The organism is Sphingopyxis panaciterrae, assembly GCF_011762125.1.
Taxonomy (GTDB): domain Bacteria; phylum Pseudomonadota; class Alphaproteobacteria; order Sphingomonadales; family Sphingomonadaceae; genus Sphingopyxis; species Sphingopyxis panaciterrae.
This window is the reverse complement of the sequence record NZ_JAASQN010000006.1, coordinates 113,738-130,319: the sequence shown is the minus strand read 5'-3', so window position 1 is coordinate 130,319 and position 16,582 is coordinate 113,738. Positions and strand designations below refer to the sequence as shown.

Annotated in this window: 14 protein-coding genes; 13 read left to right on the top strand and 1 reads right to left on the bottom strand. The window is 64.8% G+C overall.

Going from position 1 to position 16,582, the window contains the following annotated elements:
• Positions 1-65: 65 nt before the first annotated feature.
• From clpA to FHR22_RS18595, 8 genes are all read left to right on the top strand, one after another.
• Entirely contained in the window at positions 66-2,405 is a 2,340-nt protein-coding gene (gene clpA / locus FHR22_RS18630) for an ATP-dependent Clp protease ATP-binding subunit ClpA (protein WP_166945187.1), read from the top strand.
• A 42-nt stretch (positions 2,406-2,447) separates the two neighbouring features.
• The gene (locus tag FHR22_RS18625; protein ID WP_166945186.1) at positions 2,448-2,675 is read left to right on the top strand and encodes an AbrB/MazE/SpoVT family DNA-binding domain-containing protein; all 228 of its coding nucleotides are present in this window, start codon (positions 2,448-2,450) and stop codon (positions 2,673-2,675) included.
• A 9-nt stretch (positions 2,676-2,684) separates the two neighbouring features.
• Positions 2,685-3,068, top strand: coding sequence for a type II toxin-antitoxin system death-on-curing family toxin (locus FHR22_RS18620; protein WP_166945185.1), 384 nt, complete (start codon positions 2,685-2,687; stop codon positions 3,066-3,068).
• Positions 3,069-3,112: 44 nt separating this feature from the next.
• Positions 3,113-3,952: a type I methionyl aminopeptidase gene (gene map, locus FHR22_RS18615; protein WP_166945184.1), complete on the top strand. Its 840-nt coding sequence runs from the start codon at positions 3,113-3,115 to the stop codon at positions 3,950-3,952.
• Between the two features lie 214 nt (positions 3,953-4,166).
• Complete coding sequence (locus FHR22_RS18610; protein WP_166945183.1) at positions 4,167-6,353, top strand: PQQ-dependent dehydrogenase, methanol/ethanol family; 2,187 nt, start codon at positions 4,167-4,169, stop codon at positions 6,351-6,353.
• 463 nt (positions 6,354-6,816) lie between these two features.
• The gene (locus FHR22_RS18605) at positions 6,817-7,155 is read left to right on the top strand and encodes a P-II family nitrogen regulator (RefSeq protein WP_037518110.1); all 339 of its coding nucleotides are present in this window, start codon (positions 6,817-6,819) and stop codon (positions 7,153-7,155) included.
• A 70-nt stretch (positions 7,156-7,225) separates the two neighbouring features.
• The gene (glnA, locus tag FHR22_RS18600) at positions 7,226-8,638 is read left to right on the top strand and encodes a type I glutamate--ammonia ligase (RefSeq protein WP_166945182.1); all 1,413 of its coding nucleotides are present in this window, start codon (positions 7,226-7,228) and stop codon (positions 8,636-8,638) included.
• A 326-nt stretch (positions 8,639-8,964) separates the two neighbouring features.
• On the top strand, positions 8,965-9,531 hold the full coding sequence (locus FHR22_RS18595; RefSeq protein WP_166945181.1) for a YqgE/AlgH family protein: 567 nt from the start codon (positions 8,965-8,967) through the stop codon (positions 9,529-9,531).
• Positions 9,532-9,559: 28 nt separating this feature from the next.
• Here the strand turns inward: FHR22_RS18595 and FHR22_RS18590 are convergent, their stop codons facing one another.
• A complete protein-coding gene (locus FHR22_RS18590) occupies positions 9,560-9,958 on the bottom strand; it encodes a hypothetical protein (RefSeq protein WP_166945180.1) in 399 nt (132 codons plus the stop codon).
• Positions 9,959-10,358: 400 nt separating this feature from the next.
• Between FHR22_RS18590 and ahcY the strand changes: the two genes are divergently transcribed.
• The 5 genes from ahcY to FHR22_RS18565 all read left to right on the top strand — a co-directional run bounded on the left by ahcY (position 10,359) and on the right by FHR22_RS18565 (position 16,514).
• Positions 10,359-11,774, top strand: coding sequence for an adenosylhomocysteinase (gene ahcY / locus FHR22_RS18585; RefSeq protein WP_166945179.1), 1,416 nt, complete (start codon positions 10,359-10,361; stop codon positions 11,772-11,774).
• Between the two features lie 255 nt (positions 11,775-12,029).
• Positions 12,030-14,369: a sensor histidine kinase gene (locus tag FHR22_RS18580; protein WP_166945332.1), complete on the top strand. Its 2,340-nt coding sequence runs from the start codon at positions 12,030-12,032 to the stop codon at positions 14,367-14,369.
• Positions 14,366-14,815, top strand: coding sequence for a tRNA (adenosine(37)-N6)-threonylcarbamoyltransferase complex ATPase subunit type 1 TsaE (tsaE, locus tag FHR22_RS18575; RefSeq protein ID WP_166945178.1), 450 nt, complete (start codon positions 14,366-14,368; stop codon positions 14,813-14,815). The genes FHR22_RS18580 and tsaE overlap by 4 nt, the downstream gene beginning before the upstream one ends.
• Positions 14,815-15,798 (top strand): aminoglycoside phosphotransferase family protein, encoded by a 984-nt coding sequence (locus tag FHR22_RS18570; RefSeq protein WP_166945331.1) that lies wholly within the window; start codon positions 14,815-14,817, stop codon positions 15,796-15,798. Before tsaE ends, FHR22_RS18570 begins: the two co-directional genes overlap by 1 nt.
• Positions 15,795-16,514 (top strand): nucleotidyltransferase family protein, encoded by a 720-nt coding sequence (locus FHR22_RS18565; RefSeq protein ID WP_341786866.1) that lies wholly within the window; start codon positions 15,795-15,797, stop codon positions 16,512-16,514. The genes FHR22_RS18570 and FHR22_RS18565 overlap by 4 nt, the downstream gene beginning before the upstream one ends.
• The last annotated feature ends 68 nt before the right edge of the window (positions 16,515-16,582 follow it).

Here is a 16,582-nt window from a genome sequence, read left to right as displayed (position 1 = left end):
GCGGCGTTGCCACCTTGTGTTGGCGGGCGGGCCTCTCCCCGGCTTGTCCCCAAGGAGATAAGCCCATGCCGTCCTTTTCGGAAAGCCTCGAAAAGACCCTGCACAATGCGCTGAAGGCCGCGTCGGAGCGGCATCACGAATATGCGACGCTCGAGCATCTGCTCTACGCGCTGATCGATGACGATCATGCCGCCGAAGTGATGCGCGCCTGCGGCGTCGCGCTCGACGACCTGCAATCGGCGGTCGTCCACTATCTCGACACCGAACTCGACAGCCTGAAGGTCGAGGGGCACAGCGACCCGTCGCCGACGAGCGGCTTCCAGCGCGTCGTCCAGCGCGCGATCCTGCACGTCCAGTCGTCGGGCAAGGATGAAGTGACGGGCGCCAACGTCCTCGTCGCGCTCTTTTCCGAACGCGAATCCTATGCCGTCTATTTCCTGCAGCAGCAGGACCTGACGCGCCTCGATGCGGTCTCCTACCTCAGCCACGGCGTCGGCAAGGGCGGCAAGCCCTCGCCGCAGGCCGAGCCCGAGGAAAAGGAAGAGACGAAGGACAAGGACAGCGGCGGCAAGTCCAAGAAGGAAACCGCGCTCGACCAGTTCACCGTCAACCTCAACGAGAAGGCCAAGGTCGGCAAGGTCGATCCGCTGATCGGCCGCACCGCCGAGGTCGACCGTACGATCCAGATTCTGTGCCGCCGCAGCAAGAACAACCCGCTCTATGTCGGCGATCCCGGCGTCGGCAAGACCGCGATCGCCGAAGGCCTCGCGCGCAAGATCATCGAAGGCGACGTGCCCGAGGTGCTGTTGCCCGCGGTCATCTATTCGCTCGACATGGGCGCGCTGCTCGCCGGAACGCGCTACAGGGGTGATTTCGAGGAGCGGCTGAAGCAGGTCGTGACCGAACTCGAAGGCCTGCCGCACGCGATCCTGTTCATCGACGAAATCCACACCGTCATCGGTGCGGGTGCTACTTCGGGCGGCGCGATGGACGCGTCGAACCTCTTGAAGCCTGCTCTCTCGGGCGGCGTGATCCGTTGCATCGGCTCGACGACGTACAAGGAGTTCCGCAACCATTTCGAAAAGGATCGCGCGCTGCTGCGCCGGTTCCAGAAGATCGACGTGATCGAGCCGAGCCTTGAGGATACCAAGAAAATCCTCGCGGGTCTGCGCAGCGCGTTCGAGGCGCATCATCAGGTGCGCTACACGCAGGATGCGATCAACGCCGCGGTCGACCTGTCAGCGCGCTACATCAACGACCGCAAATTGCCCGACAAGGCGATCGACGTGATCGACGAGGTCGGCGCGATGCAGATGCTCGTCGCCCCGTCGAAGCGCAAGAAGACGATCACCGCCAAGGAGATCGAGGCGGTCATCGCGACAATGGCGCGCATCCCGCCCAAATCGGTGTCGAGCGACGACAAGGCGACGCTCGCCAGCCTCGAGACCGACCTCAAGCGCGTCGTCTTCGGCCAGAACACCGCGATCGAGGTGCTGTCGTCGGCGATCAAGCTGAGCCGCGCGGGCCTCCGCGATCCCGAAAAGCCGATCGGCAACTATCTGTTCAGCGGCCCGACCGGCGTCGGCAAGACCGAGGTCGCCAAACAGCTTGCGTCGATCATGGGTATTCCGCTCCAGCGTTTCGACATGTCCGAATATATGGAACGCCATTCGGTCAGCCGCCTGATCGGCGCGCCGCCGGGCTATGTCGGTTATGATCAGGGCGGCCTGCTCACCGATGCGATCGACCAGAATCCGCATTGCGTGCTGCTGCTCGACGAGATCGAAAAGGCGCATCCCGACCTGTTCAATATCCTGTTGCAGGTCATGGATCATGGCCGGCTGACCGACCATCACGGCAAGACGGTCGACTTCCGCAACGTCATCCTGATCATGACGACCAATGCGGGCGCAAGCGACATGGCGCGCGAGGGCATCGGCTTCGGCCAGTTCACGCGCGAGGATGTGCAGGAGGAAGCGGTGAAGAATCTCTTCACCCCCGAATTCCGCAACCGCCTCGATGCGATCGTCCCCTTCGGCTATCTGCCGCCCGAAGTGGTCGCGCGCGTCGTCGACAAGTTCATCCTTGAGCTCGAGCTGCAGCTTGCCGACCGCAACGTCCACATCCAGCTCGACGAGGCGGCGCGCGAATGGCTGACCGGCAAGGGCTATGACAAGCTCTATGGCGCGCGTCCGATGGGCCGCCTGATCCAGGAAAAGATCAAGCAGCCGCTCGCCGAGGAACTGCTCTTCGGCAAGCTCGTCCATGGCGGCGAGGTCAAGGTGAAGATGAAGACCGGCGACGACGCCAAGGTCGGCAATCCGCTCGCCTTCGAAATCGTCTCGGCGCCGCCCAAGGCGGGCAAGGGCAAGGCGAAGGGCAAGGCCGAGAAGGCGGCGGAATAGCCTTCGGTTGAAATTCTTGAGCGGCGATGTTATAACGAGCGTATGAACACGCCGCTCAAGATCACCAAAGTCGGCAACAGCGCTGCCGTTATCCTTCCCAAGGAGCTGCTGGCGCGTCTTGGCGCGGCTCAAGGCGATATGCTGTCGGTACGCGATACTGAGCGTGGCATTGAGCTCGTTCCCTTCGACGCCGATTTCGAAGAGGAAATGGAGGTAGCGCGCGAGGTGATGGCGCGCCGCAAACGCGCATTGCGCGAATTGGCGAAATAGGCGGAATCCATGACCTGGAAATGGGTGTCGCTTGAGGCTGCTCTGGCGGCCCATCAGGAGCAGATCGCAGAACATGGCGGCGGCGCTGGGATTCGCGATGCCACGCTGCTTGAAAGCGCCATGGCCCGGCCGCAAAATCTTGCCGGTTATGGCGAACCCGATCTGGCGGCGCTTGCAGCCTCCTATGCGTTTGGAATCGCCTGCAACCACCCCTTTGTCGATGGAAACAAGCGGACGGCGGCGGTCGTCAGCGAAACCTTTGTGGTTCGAAACGGTGGCTGGCTGGACGCTACGGACGCCGAATTGGTCGTAACATTCCTTGCCCTCGCCGCAGGCGAACTCGCGGAAGAAGAGCTGGCCGACTGGTTTCGCGACCACCTGTCCACAGCCTGACCTCGCCCCTCGCAATCCGGCGCCAGATCGCCTATATCACCCCCATGTACGACTATGTCACCGTAACCACCGGCGATGCCGCCGCTCCGGCGCGCGTCCGCGACGGTACGATCAAGCTGCATGATGAGGCGGGCTTCGCCGGGATGCGCAAGGCGGGGCGGCTGTCGGCCGAGATTCTCGACGCGCTCGTTCCGTTCGTTCAGCCCGGCGTGACCACCGGGGCGATCGACGACCTTGTCCGCACGATGATGCTGGAGGGCGGCGGCATCCCCGCGACGCTCGGCTATCGCGGCTTCACCCATAGCTGCTGCACCAGCATCAACCATGTCGTCTGCCATGGCATCCCCGACGACAAGCCGCTGCGCGACGGCGATATCGTCAACATCGACGTCACCAGCATCATCGACGGCTGGCACGGCGACACCAGCCGCATGTATCTGGTCGGCGATGTGGGCGTAAAGGCGAAGCGGCTGGTCGACGTCACCTATGAATGCCTGATGCTCGGCATCGAGCAGGCGAAGCCCGGCAACCGCATGGGCGACGTCGCGCATGCGATCCAGCAGCATGCCGAACGCCATCGCTATTCGGTCGTCCGCGATTTCTGCGGGCATGGGCTGGGACAGATGTTCCACGACGCGCCCGAGGTCGTTCACGCCGGCCGCCCCGGCACCGGGCCCGAACTCCGCCCCGGCATGTTCTTCACGATCGAGCCGATGATCAACACCGGCAAATATGCGGTGAAGATGCTGAGTGACGGCTGGACCGCGGTGACGCGCGACCGCTCGCTCTCGGCGCAGTTCGAGCACAGCATCGGGATTACCGAAACCGGCTGCGAGATTTTTACCGCGAGTCCCACGGGGTTGAACGCACCGCCTTGGGCGTGAGCGGCGCAACGGTTCCAGTTTCGTCATCCCGGACTTGATCCGGGATCCATGACGTCAACGCAGCACTCGTCTTCGTGGACCCCGGATCAAGTCCGGGGTGACGAGTGTGGGTAGCGTGCCCCCTTTCTCACCCCCCATTTTCCCGCTTGCACCCGCCCGCCTTCGCGCGCAGTCTTGACGTTAACGTCAAGCATAGGCGTCGGGAGAGCATGGGATGGCGAAACGGGTCTTTTCGGCCGCGCTGCTGGGCGGTGCGGTTTTGGCACTCACAGCATGCAATGCATCGAAGAATGAGAGCATCTCGGGCGGCGGATCGCTCGACGAGGCCGAAAAGGCCAGCGAGGCCCTGCTCAGGACCGGCGGCAATGGCGATGACTGGGCCGGCATCGGTTACAGCTATGACGAACAGCGCTTCAGTCCGCTCACCGACATCAATGATCAGAATGTGGGGCAGCTCGGCCTCGCTTGGTTCGCCGACCTCGACGATGCCCGCGGACAGGAAGCCACGCCCGTCGTCGTCGACGGCGTGATGTATGTGACCCACGCCTGGTCGAAGGTCAGCGCGTGGGACGCCGTGACGGGCAAGAAGCTCTGGTCCTTCGACCCCAAGGTTCCCGGCGAACGCGCGGTTTCGGCCTGCTGCGACGTCGTCAATCGCGGCGTCGCGGTGTGGGGGGACAAGCTGTTCGTCGGTACGCTCGACGGCCGCCTGATCGCGCTCGATCGCAAGACCGGCAAGGAAATCTGGTCGACGCAGACCTTCGACACGTCGAAACCCTATACGATCACCGGCGCGCCGCGCGTCGTGAAGGACATGGTGCTGATCGGCAACGGCGGCGCCGAGTTCGGCGTGCGCGGCTATGTCACCGCTTACGACGCCGACACCGGCAAGGAGCGCTGGCGCTTCTACACCGCGCCCAACCCGACCAAGGCGAAGGACGGCGCGGCCTCGGACGATATCTTCGCGAGCAAGGCCAACGCGACATGGTCCGACAAGGGCGAGTGGCAGACTTCGGGCGGCGGCGGCACCGTGTGGGACGCGATCGTCTACGACAAGGATCTCGACCAGATCTATCTCGGCGTCGGCAACGGCAATCCGTGGAACCACGGCACGCGCTCGAACGGCGAGGGCGACAACTGGTTCCTGTCATCGGTCGTCGCGCTCGACGCCACGACCGGCAAATATAAATGGCATTATCAGGAAACCCCGGCCGAGACGTGGGATTATACCGCAACCCAGCCGATCATCCTTGCCGAGCAGGCGGTGAACGGCACGCCCACCAAGGTGCTGTACCACGCGCCGAAGAACGGCTTCTTCTTCACCATCGACCGCACCAACGGCAAGCTATTGGGCGCCAAGCCCTTCGTCGACGGAATCAACTGGGCGTCGGGGTACGACATGGCGACCGGCCGTCCGATCGAGAATCCCGAATCGCGCTTCTACAAGACCGGCAAGCCGTTCATCGCGGTCCCCGGCGCGCTTGGCGCGCACAACTGGCACCCGATGAGCTTCAACCCCAAGACCGGCCTTGTCTATATCCCCGCGCAGCAGATTCCGCAGGGCTATCTCGCCGACATGGACGAGCTCGACAAAAGGAAGGTGCTGGGCTTCAACGTCGGGACGTCGCTCAACAAGACGATGCTGCCCGACGACAAGGCAGCGTTCCGCGCCGCGGTTGCCGCGACGACCGGCCGCCTCGTCGCCTTCGATCCGCGCACGGGCAAGGTCGCGTGGGGCGTCGACTATCCCGCGGCGTGGAACGGCGGCACGATGACCACCGCGGGCAACCTTGTCTTCCAGGGCACCAGCACCGGCCGCTTCCGCGCCTATGCCGCCGACACCGGCAAGCAATTGCTCGACCTCGACATGCAGTCGGGGATCGTCAGCGCGCCCTCGACCTTCCGCGTCGGCAGGGTGCAATATGTCGCTTTCCAGACCGGCAAGGGCGGGGCGTTCCCGCTCGTCGCCGGGATCGCGGGCGGGGTGACGCGCAAGGTCCCCAACCTGCCGCGCCTCGTCATACTCAAGATCGGCGGCACCGCGCAGCTTCCCGCGCTGGCGGCGGCGGCTCCGCTGGCGTGGAATCCGCCGGCGATGACCGCGAGCGCGGCGCAGGTCACGGCGGGCAAGGCGCATTACGGGCGCTATTGCCAAGTCTGCCACGGCGACAGCGCGATCGGCAACGGCTTCACCCCCGACCTGCGCGTCTCGGGCACGCTCGCCAATGCCGATGCGTGGAAGTCGGTGATCATCGACGGCGCGCTGAAGGATCGCGGCATGGTGAGCTTCGCCAAGGTGCTGACCCCGCAGGACGTCGAGGCGATCCGCGCCTATGTCATCGAGCGGTCGAACTGGACGAAAGCCAATCTGGCGGACTCGGCGGCGCCGATGGGACGGTAAGGTACTTTTGGTGCTCTTCGCAACCGATCGTCGGCGCGGATAGGGCGGGATAGGAAATTTCACGCGAAGGCGCGAAGGCGCGAAGAGGGTTGGGTCATTGGGCCGACCTTGCTTGCCAATCGCGCGAAGCGCCTTTCAAGGTCGCCTGCGGCGACAATGGACGGCCGCCTTCTTGTGCGGCCTTCTTCGCGTCTTCGCGCCTTTGCGTGAAACAAAATGGACCGCGGCCACTGTATGTGCCCATATTTTAGGCATTCAAATAACCTCTTTGCCCACCCCTTGGGCAACCGTGCGCTGTCACGCCAAAATTCTTACCAAAACCCCGCGATTCGCCAATTGGCACGGCTTTTGATTGGTGCAAGATGGCGGGACACCGCACCGACTCGACGGCGAACCGGGCCAGCACAGCTGATCCGGCTCGATGTGCAAGGGGCGGCGGCCAGCCCAAAGGGGGACGAAAAGCGTGAAGAAGATTGAGGCGATCATCAAGCCGTTCAAGCTCGACGAAGTGAAGGAAGCGCTGCACGAAGTGGGTGTCAGCGGGATCACCGTCACCGAGGCCAAGGGCTTCGGGCGGCAAAAGGGTCACACCGAACTCTATCGCGGCGCCGAATATGTCGTCGACTTTCTGCCCAAGGTGAAGCTCGAAGTCATCGTCGAGGATTCGATGGCCGAACGCGTGGTGGAGGCGATCGCCGCCGCCGCGCAGACCGGCCGCATCGGCGACGGCAAGATCTTCGTCATCCCGGTCGAAACCGCGCTGCGCATCCGCACCGGCGAACGCAACGAGGACGCGCTTTAATCTTTCGCATTTTCGAAAACCCGAAAACCCCCGGCACGCCGGATCATTTCGCAAGAAGGAAGCATGGACGATGGCTACGAAGCCCAAGGATATCATCGCGCGGATCAAGGAAAACGACATCGAGTGGGTCGACCTGCGCTTCACCGACCCCAAGGGCAAGTGGCAGCATCTGACGATGGTCGCCTCGGTCCTCGGCGAGGACGAGCTCGAAGACGGCCTGATGTTCGACGGCTCGTCGATCGAAGGCTGGAAGGCGATCAACGAATCCGACATGATCCTGATGCCCGACCTCGACGCGGTCTATGACGATCCCTTCTCGGCCACCCCGATGCTCGTGATCTTCTGCGACATCGTCGAGCCGTCGACCGGCGAAGGCTATTCGCGCGACCCCCGCACGACCGCGAAGCGCGCCGAGGCCTATGTCGCCTCGACCGGCATCGGCGACACCGTCTATGTCGGCCCCGAAGCCGAATTCTTCATGTTCGACGACGTGCGTTTCGAAACTGGCTATAACAAATCGGGTTTCGAGATCGACGATATCGAGCTGCCGACCAACACCGGCCGCAGCTATGAGGGCGGCAACCTCGCGCACCGTCCGCGGGCCAAGGGCGGCTATTTCCCCGTCGCGCCCGTCGACAGCGCCGTCGACATCCGCGCCGAAATGGTCTCGACGATGCTCGAACTCGGCCTGCCGTGCGACAAGCATCATCATGAAGTCGCCGCCGCGCAGCACGAACTCGGCCTGACCTTCGGCACGCTCACCGAGACCGCCGACCGCATGCAGATCTACAAGTACGTCGTGCACCAGGTCGCGCACGCCTATGGCAAGACCGCGACCTTCATGCCGAAGCCGATCAAGGACGACAACGGCAGCGGCATGCACACGCACATCTCGATCTGGGAAAAGGGCAAGCCGCTCTTCGCCGGCAACGGCTATGCCGGCCTCAGCGACATGTGCCTCTATTTCATCGGCGGCGTCATCAAGCACGCCAAGGCCTTGAACGCCTTCACCAACCCGACGACGAACAGCTACAAGCGCCTCGTCCCGGGCTTCGAAGCGCCGGTGCTGCTCGCCTATTCGAGCCGTAACCGCTCGGCCTCGTGCCGTATCCCTTACGGGACGGGTGCCAAGGCGAAGCGCGTCGAGTTCCGCTTCCCCGACGCGATGGCGAACCCTTATCTTTGCTATTCGGCGCTGCTGATGGCGGGCCTCGACGGCATCCAGAACAAGATTCATCCCGGCGACGCGATGGACAAGAACCTCTATGACCTGCCGCCCGAAGAGCTGAAGGAAGTGCCGACGGTCTGCGCTTCGCTGCGCGAAGCGCTCGACAGCCTGCTCGCCGACCATGACTTCCTGCTGAAGGGCGACGTTTTCTCCAAGGATCAGATCGAAGCCTATGTCGAACTGAAGTGGGACGAGGTCTATCGTTTCGAACAGACGCCGAGCCCGGTCGAGTTCGACATGTACTACAGCGCCTGACCTTTAGGGGGCTTTGTAGCGGGGCGTCCGGTTCGGGGGAACCGGGCGCCCCTTTCATTTGACGATCGTTGCGGTCGCGGAGGCGCGGCGGGGATGGCTGGTTGCGGCCGGTTGTTGCCGTTTCCTTCATCGTCACCCCGGACTTGATCCGGGGTCCCGCTTGACGTCGAAAACTGCTCGTGCCTCAAAAAAAGCGGGATCCCGGGTCAAGCCCGGGATGACGAAGCTGTAGAAAGCGACGTCCGCTCCCCGCCCCAAAACCGCCATTCGCCCCGGTCCGTAGCAAAGACGCTGGACCGCCCCGCCACCGCAGGGCATGAAGGGGGATGGAGAGTGCTCCGCCCTGGTTCACCGGCCAGCTGCTGCTGGCATTGCCCGGCATTGGCGACCCGCGTTTCGAGCATTCGGTGATCGCGATGGTCAGCCATGACGAGGACGGCGCGATGGGGATCGGCATCGCCGATCCGATCGGCGGCATGACCGTCGGCGCGGTGCTCGACCAGCTCGAGATTGCGCACGACGGTAATCCGCTCGACCAGCCGGTCTTTCTGGGCGGCCCGGTCGAACCGTCGCGCGGCTTCGTGCTGCACAGCCGCGACTGGGGCGGCCAGGAAGCGGTGCAGGTCGGCGACCGCTGGATGATATCGAGTTCACACGACATCTTGCGCGCGATCGGCGAAGGACGTGGTCCGTCGCGCTGGCTGGTCGCGCTGGGCTATGCGGGCTGGTCGCCCGGGCAGCTGGAGGAAGAGATGGTGCGCCACGGCTGGCACCTGACCCCGGGCAGCGACAATCTGTTGTTTGAAACGCCGCCTGCTGAAAGGTGGCAGGCGGCGTTTGCCGAAGCCGGAGTGGACGCCCGGCTTCTGACCACGGAAGGCGGCGAGGCTTAGGTCACCGCATTGTTTCTTTCGTCTGAACCTATCGCGCCAGCGCCAGGAGCGCGCGGCCCCCATTCAGGTTCGCGAGCGCAGTGCGTGCGGCCCAGCGCGAATCGACATAATCGCCGCTCGCCAGTTCGACATCATAGCGGATCGGGCTGTCGATCGCGGCTTCATAGGCGGCCGCGGCATTGCCGGCCTGGCCGAGGCGGGCATAAGCGGTGCCGAGGTTGATCAGCCGCGACGGATCGCGGGCATCGAGCGTGGTGTCGCCGGTCAGCTTTGCAACCGCAGCGCGATTGTCGCCGGCCTTGAGCTCCGCATAGGCGACCGGCAGGGTGCCCGAATCGGGTTGCGGTGCGGTGACCACGAAGATCGACTGGGCGGCGGCCGGGCTCGCGAAGGCCAGTGCGATCAACGGCAGCAATATTTTTTTCATTTTCATATCTCCCCGAAAACTTGGGATGATTTTCTCGCTCGGCGAAGAAAAAGTCAATGTTTTCTGCGGTTTGTAACATAGATGTCACAAATAGAGATTATGCTCACCGCAAGGCGCATTATAAGTCAGGATTTTCATAATCTTGGGCTTCGCGACTCTGCGTCACAAAAGGGCGCCGCCGATTGTCACAATTGGGATCCCGGAAATTTTTTTCGCGGGGCCGGGCGTTTTTGCGCGTCCGATTCGCGCGCGTCGCGCGTCGCCGGATCAAGGTTGGAATGCGATATAAAGAAAAGTTTATATTTGATCGGCGGCGCGCTTTGGGATAGGGCGCCGGGCATATATCGACCCTTTCGGGGCCGCTCGCCTGCGGCCGAACCCGCCTACAGGAGACTGAACCGTGGCCACTCTCGCCGCCGACACCCGTGATTATGTGATCGCCGACATCGGCCTTGCCGACTTCGGTCGCAAGGAAATCAATATCGCCGAAACCGAAATGCCAGGCCTGATGGCGCTGCGTGCCGAGTTCGGCGCGGCGCAGCCGCTGAAGGGCGCAAAAATCGTCGGGTCGCTGCACATGACGATCCAGACCGCGGTGCTGATCGAGACGCTGACCGCGCTCGGCGCCGAGGTCCGCTGGGCGACCTGCAACATCTTCTCGACGCAGGACCATGCCGCCGCCGCGATCGCCGCGACGGGCGTGCCCGTGTTCGCGATCAAGGGCGAAAGCCTTGCCGATTATTGGGATTATGTCGGCCGCATCTTCGACTGGGGCGTGGAAGATGGCACGACGTGCAACCTGATCCTCGACGACGGCGGCGACGCCACGATGTTCGCGCTGTGGGGCGCGAAGCTCGAGGCCGGCCAGACGATGCCGGCGCCCGAGAATGAAGAAGAGATCGAGATGCAGCGCGCGCTGAAGGCGTTCGTCGCCGCGAACCCCGGCTACCTGACCAAGACGGTCAAGGCGATCAAGGGCGTTTCGGAAGAAACGACGACCGGCGTCCACCGCCTGTACCACATCGCCAAGAAGGGCGAGCTGCCCTTCCCCGCGATCAACGTCAACGACAGCGTCACCAAGTCGAAGTTCGACAATCTTTATGGCTGTAAAGAGTCGCTCGTCGACGCGATCCGCCGCGGCACCGACGTGATGCTCGCGGGCAAGGTCGCCACGGTTGCCGGCTTCGGCGACGTCGGCAAGGGCTCGGCGCAGAGCCTCCGTAATGGCGGCGCACGCGTCCTCGTCACCGAAATCGACCCGATCTGCGCGCTGCAGGCCGCGATGGAGGGCTTCGAAGTCGTGACGATGGACGAAGCCGTGAAGCGTTCGGACATCTTCGTCACCGCGACCGGCAACGCCGACGTCATCACCGCGGAGCATATGGCGGCGATGAAGAATATGGCGATCGTCTGCAACATCGGCCATTTCGACAGCGAAATCCAGATCGCGGCGCTCGCCAATTACAAGTGGACCGAAGTGAAGCCGCAGGTTGATCTCGTCGAATTCCCGGATGGCAAGCAGATCATCATCCTGTCGAAGGGCCGCCTCGTGAACCTCGGCAATGCGACCGGCCACCCGAGCTTCGTGATGTCGGCGAGCTTCACCAACCAGACGCTGGCGCAGATCGAGCTGTGGACGCGCAGCGAGCAGTATCAGAACGACGTCTATGTCCTGCCCAAGCATCTCGACGAAAAGGTCGCGGCGCTGCACCTCGACAAGCTGGGCGTGAAGCTGAGCCAGCTCAGCCAGAAGCAGGCCGATTATATCGGCGTGCCGGTCGAAGGGCCGTTCAAGCCCGACCATTATCGCTATTGATCTGCTTTCGTCATGCCGGACTTGATCCGGCATCCATCTCCGTTTGCGGCGTCATGGACCCCGGATCAAGTCCGGGGTGACGAAAGAGAAAAAACTGTGGACGGCGCGCTCATCGGACGATGTTGCGCGCCGTTTCGCTGTGACATGCGATTGAAACATGACTCCATCGTCTTTAGGGCAGGCGGTCATGATCGCGGCGCGAGCATCAGAAAAGCGAAAGCATAGGGCGAGGTGAGCGAGACGCTTTCCCCGACGATGCTGTTCGCGCTCGGCCTGTTTGCGGCGCTATGGCTGCTCGCCGGGCTATGGGCGACGCTGCGCGGGATTGCGATGCAGCGTCGTGCGGCATTTGTTGCCGGGCAGACCGACCGGCTCGCGAGCCTCGTCGATGCCTCTCCCTATCTGCCCGTCATCGTCCGCGGCGACTGGCGGATCGAGGCAAGCGAGCGGCTCGGCCGCTGGCTGGGCATCGAGCGTGGTCCGCGCAATTTCGACGAGCTGCGCGGGATCGACTATGGGCTCGATCCGGTGGGGCATGATGCGCTGCGCCAGGCGATCCTCGGCGCGCAGCGGGGCGCCAAGCCCTTTACGCTGAGCCTGAAGCCGCAGGGCGGCAACCGGACGATCGTCATCCATGGCGCCGCGGCGCCCCCCGCGGTCGGCGGGCCGGGAAGCGTGCTGCTCTGGCTCAGCGATGCGACCGACGGCCAGCAGGCGCTGGCGCAGGCGCGCAGCGAACGCGACGAGGCGATGGGGGCGTTCGAAGCCTTGTCGGGGTTGATCGAGGCGGCGCCTTTTCCGATGTGGTTCCGCGACACCAGCCTGGGGCTCGCGCTCGTCAACCGCGCCTATGTGCGCGCAGTCGAGGCGAAGAGCGCCGCGGCGGTGATCGACGCGGGCATCGAGCTGTGCGAGCCCGTTGCCGGGGTCAGCGCCGGGGAGGCGGCCGAACAGGCCCGGCTTTCGGGGACGGCGCAGGTCCGCACCATCCCGGTGACGATCGAGGGCGAACGGCGCATCATGCGCGTCGTCGATATCCCGCTGGCGCCCGAAGGCGGCCGCGCGATCGGCATCGCGGGCTATGCGATCGACATCCAGGAACTCGAAAGCGAACGCGGCGCGCACCGGCGCTTTGTCGACACGCAGCGCGAGTTGCTCGACCGGCTGTCGGCCGCCGTCGCGCAATTCGGTCCCGACCAGGGCCTTGTCTTCGCCAACCAGCCGTTCCGCCGCCTGTTCGCGCTCGAAGCCGATGACGTCAGCGAGGCGCGGCCGTTCGCGCGGCTGCTCGATGCATGGCGCGAAAGCGGACGCACCCCCGAGGTGCGCGATTTTCCCGAATGGCGGCAGGCGCATGTCGACTGGTTCGCGCTCCCGCACGCGAGTGAAGAGGATTGGCTGCTGCGCGACGGGACGCACCTGCGCGTCGTCGCGCAGCCGACCCCCGACGGCGGGCTGCTGCTGATCGCCGAGGACCGCACCGAACAGGTCCAGCTCGCCTCGACGCGCGACACGCTGCTGCGCGTGCGCACCGCGACCTTCGACAATCTGTTCGAGGCGATCGCGGTGTTCGCGCCCGACGGGCGGCTGCACCTGTGGAACCAGCGTTTCCGCCGCCTGTGGGGCATCGACGAGGGGACGCTGGCGGCGCACCCGCGTGTCGACGTGCTGATGGGCGGGCTTGCCGACCGGCTGGCGAAGCCGAACCAGATCAGCATCGTACAGGAAGTCATTCGCGCCGCGACATTGGAACGCACGCAGCGCGCCGGCGAGATCCGCTTCGCCGACGGCCGCCATTTCGACTTCGCATCGATTCCGCTGCCCGACGGCAACGCACTGTTGATCATGCTCGACGTCAGTGACAGCCGCCGCATGGAAAGCGCGCTGCGCGAACGCAACGAGGCGCTGGAAGCCGCCGACAAGGTCAAGACCGCTTTCCTGTCGCGGATGAGTTACGAACTGCGCACGCCATTGACCACGATCGGCGGTTTCGGCGAGATGTTGCAGGCGGGCTATGCCGGCAAGCTCGCGGAGCAGCAGCAGGTCTATATCGACGCGATCATGGATTCGGTCGCGGTGCTCGGCCGCCAGATCGACAATGTGCTCGACCTCGCGCAGGGCGAAGCCGGAACGCTGGCGATCGAGCGCGCGCCGGTCGATGTGCGCACATTGCTCGACGCGGCGCTCGCCGGCGTCAGGCCGCTGGCCGACGGCGAGAAGATCGAGCTCGTCGGCAATATTTCGGCGAACCTTGGCAGTATCGAAGGCGACGCGCCGCGCCTGGCGCGCCTCGTCGCCGGGCTGCTCGACAATGCGGTCCGCTTCACCGCGCCGGCGCGGCGCAGCGGCGGGCGCGTGCTGCTGCACGCCGATGGCGACAAGAAGAGTGTCGACATCATCGTATCGGACAACGGCCCCGGCATGCCCGACGCGGTCGCGGCGGTGACCAGGGGACAGCAGGCGGGCACCCCGACCGGCGGCATCGGGCTCGCGCTCGCCCGCCAGCTCGTCGCCGCACACGGCGGCACGATGGAAGTGCTGAGCGAGAAGGGCCAGGGCACGATGGTGCGGATCAGCCTGCCGCGGGGCACATGACGATCCATCGCCACGACTACAGCCTCGCCGATGCCGACCGCATCGGCGCCGCGATCGGCACGGCGCTCAGGCCGGGCGATGTCGTCGCGCTCGAAGGCGATCTTGGCGCGGGTAAGACGACGCTGGCGCGCGCGATGCTGAAGGCACGCGGGCTGGCGGGCGAGGCGCCGAGCCCGACCTTTGCGATCGTCCAGCCCTACGCGCCGCCCGAGGTCGATTTGCCCGTCGCGCATGTCGATCTTTACCGCATCGAGGATGAAAGCGAGCTGATCGAACTCGGGCTCGACGATTATCTTCAGGACGGCGCGCTGCTGATCGAATGGCCCGAACGGCTGGGCGCGGGCGGCTGGCCCGATCCGCTGGTACTGGCGATTTCGGGGAGCGGCGACGCCCGAGTCTTGACAGCGTCGGTGCCGCCCGCTTGGGAAGCGCGATGGCCGCTTTGATGATTCCGCCCGCGCATGCCCCGGCTTTCCTCGCCGCGCATGGCTGGGGCGACGCGCAGATTTTACCGCTTGCGGGGGACGCGTCCTTCCGCCGCTATTTCCGCGTCGTCGATGGCGCGCGGCAGGCGGTGCTGATGGACGCACCGCCGCCGCACGAGGACCCGCGCCCGTTCATCGCGGTCGCCGAATATCTGTGCGGGCTGGGACTCAACGCCCCGACGATCCTCGCGCGCGACCTCGACCAGGGGCTGCTGCTGATCGAGGATTTCGGCGACGTGCGGCTGCGCGAAACGGTCGACGAACAATTGCACCGCGAAGCCGGACATTATGCCGGGGTGACCGACCTCCTCGTCCATCTTCACGCCCGCCCGCCGATGGACGGGCTGCCGGTCCACGGGATCGCGCAATGGCTGGACGAGGTGATGCTGTTCACCGACTGGTATTGCCCGGCGCTCGACATCGACGTCGACCGCGACGGCTTCCGCGCGGCGTGGGAAGAAGCCTTGACCCCCGTCGAACAGGACGGGTTGCCGCGCGTCACCGTGCTGCGCGATTTCCATGCCGAAAATATCATGCTGGTCGCGGGGCGGGACGGCATCGCGCATTATGGCCTGCTCGACTTTCAGGACGCGCTCGTCGGTCACCCCGCCTATGACCTTGCTTCGGTGCTCGAAGATGCGCGGCGCGATGTGACCCCGGCGGTCGAGACGGCGATGCTCGCACGCTATCAGGCGGCGACCGGGCAGGATATCGAAAACGCCTATTGGGCGCTCGCGGCGCAGCGCAACACGCGCATCCTGGGGGTTTTCGTCCGCCTGTGGAAGCGCGATGACAAGCCGCATTACAAAAGCTTCCAGCCGCGGATGTGGGGGTTGCTCGAACGCGATCTGGCGCATCCGGCGCTTGTCCCGGTTCGGCAATGGTTCGACGCCAATGTCCCCGCTTCGAAACGGGCGGAGATTTGGAAGGCGATGGGGACGTGACAGCGAAAATCGAAAGCGCGATGGTGATGGCGGCGGGGATCGGCAAGCGGATGCGGCCGCTGACCGCCACCCGGCCGAAGCCGCTGGTGCGCGTCGCGGGCAAGGCGCTGATCGACCACAGCCTCGACCGGATCGCGGCGGCGGGCATCCCCCATGTCGTCGTCAACGTCCACTATCTCGCCGACGCGCTGGAAGCGCATCTCGCGGCGCAGAAACGGCCGTTCAGCATCGCGATTTCGGACGAGCGCGCCCAATTGCTCGAAACCGGCGGCGGGATGGTCAAGGCGTTGCCGCAGCTGCGCGGCGACCCGATCCTGATCGTCAACAGCGACAATATCTGGACCGACGGGCCGCAGGACAGCATCCGCCATCTCGCGCGCCACTGGGACGGCGCGCGCATGGACGCGCTGCTGCTGGTGATCCGCCAGGCGAGCGCGGCGGGACATGGCGGGCGCGGCGATTTTCACATGGATCCCGCGGGCCGGCTGTCGCGGCGCAAGTCCGGGCATGTCGCCCCCTTCGTCTACACCGGCATCCAGCTTATCTCGCCGCGCCTGCTCGACGGCGCGCCCGCGGGGGCGTTTTCGACCAACATATTGTGGGACCGCGCGATCGCGGCGGGGCGATTGTTCGGATTGTCGCATATGGGCCAGTGGTTCGACGTCGGCACTCCGGCGAGCATCGCACCGACCGAAGCGGCGTTGAGCGAGGTTTGATCCCGCTTGTTCGTCATTGCGAGCGCAGCGAAGCAATTCAGGGTTGCGTATCCCGCGCTGGATTGCTT